The organism is Mesorhizobium sp. M8A.F.Ca.ET.021.01.1.1, assembly GCF_003998025.1.
In the GTDB taxonomy this organism is placed as follows: Bacteria; Pseudomonadota; Alphaproteobacteria; order Rhizobiales; family Rhizobiaceae; genus Mesorhizobium.
Genome location: NZ_RZSJ01000920.1, coordinates 1 through 1,394 on the forward strand (window position 1 = coordinate 1; position 1,394 = coordinate 1,394).

The following is a 1,394-nucleotide window of genomic DNA, read 5'->3' on the forward strand; positions in this document are numbered from 1 at the left end:
CTGTTCCTCGACGAGATCGGCGACATGCCGATCTCGTCGAGGAACAGCGTGCCGCCCTCTGCCTGCTCGAAGCGGCCGGTCGAGCGGTTCTGCGCGCCGGTGAAGGCGCCCTTCTCGTGGCCGAACAATTCCGATTCGATCAGATCGCGCGGGATCGCCGCCATGTTGATGGCAACGAATGGACCGCCACGACGGCGTCCATATTCATGCAGCGCGCGCGCCACCAGTTCCTTGCCGGTGCCCGATTCGCCCGAGATCATCACCGTCAGGTCGGTCTGCATCATGCGCGCCAGCATGCGGTAGATGTCCTGCATGGCCGCCGAACGGCCGACCAGCGGCATCGTTTCGGGCTGCTCTTCCTGCCGCGCATCGATCTTGGGCCGCCGGGGCTCGGACAGCGCGCGGTTGACGATGTTGAGGAGTTCGGTCAGGTCGAAAGGCTTCGGCAGATATTCGTAGGCACCGGTTTCGGAAGCGCGGATCGCCGTCATGAAGGTGTTCTGGGCGCTCATGACGATGACAGGCAGTTCCGGCCGCGCCTTCTTGATGCGTGGCAGCATGTCGAAGGCGTTCTCGTCCGGCATCACGACGTCGGTGATGACGAGGTCACCCTCGCCAGCCGCCACCCAGCGCCACAGGGTCGAGGCGTTGGAAGTGACGCGCACCTCGTGACCGACACGCGAAAGGGCCTGATTGAGCACGGTGCGGATCGCCGCATCGTCATCGGCGACGAGAATGTTGCCGCGAACGGTCATTTGCGATCTCCTTCGCCGTCTTGATCGGCGCCTAGCGCCGTTTCCTTCCAGGCCGGCATCAGCACCCGGAACGTCGTTGCGCGCGGCGTCGAATCGCACTCGATGATGCCGCCATGTTCACCGACGATCTTGGCGACCAGCGCAAGCCCCAGCCCCGAGCCGTTCGGCTTGGTGGTGATGAAGGGATCGAACAGGATCGGCAGGATATCTTCCGAGACGCCCGAACCATTGTCGCGCACGCAGAACTCCAGCGGCAGCGATACGCGGTCCTGCGTGCCGGGAACCGAAACGCGAATGCCGGGCCGAAAGGCGGTGGACAGCACGATCTCGCCGTGGGGATCACTACCGATCGCCTCGGCGGCGTTCTTGACCAGGTTGAGGAACACCTGGATCAGTTGATCGCGATTGGCGAACACTGGAGGCAATGATGGATCATAGTCCTCCAATATCTTGATTTTCTTCGCGAAACCGTTCTTTGCGATTGCTTTCACGTGATCGAGCACGACGTGGATGTTGACGGGATAGCGATCGATCGGCCGCTCGTCGGAAAACACCTCCATTCGATCGACCAGCGACACGATGCGGTCCGTCTCGTCGGTGATCAGCCGCGTCAGCGCGCGATCCTCATCGGAGGCGGAC

Annotated in this window: 2 protein-coding genes; both read right to left on the bottom strand. The window is 62.7% G+C overall.

What is annotated here, in order from left to right:
• A partial coding sequence (locus EOA36_RS35455; protein ID WP_127281238.1) for a sigma 54-interacting transcriptional regulator occupies positions 1 to 755 on the bottom strand: 755 nt, incomplete at its 3' end.
• The coding region (locus EOA36_RS35460; protein ID WP_245464559.1) for an ATP-binding protein at positions 752 to 1,394 on the bottom strand (643 nt) is incomplete at its 5' end. The genes EOA36_RS35460 and EOA36_RS35455, both read right to left, overlap by 4 nt.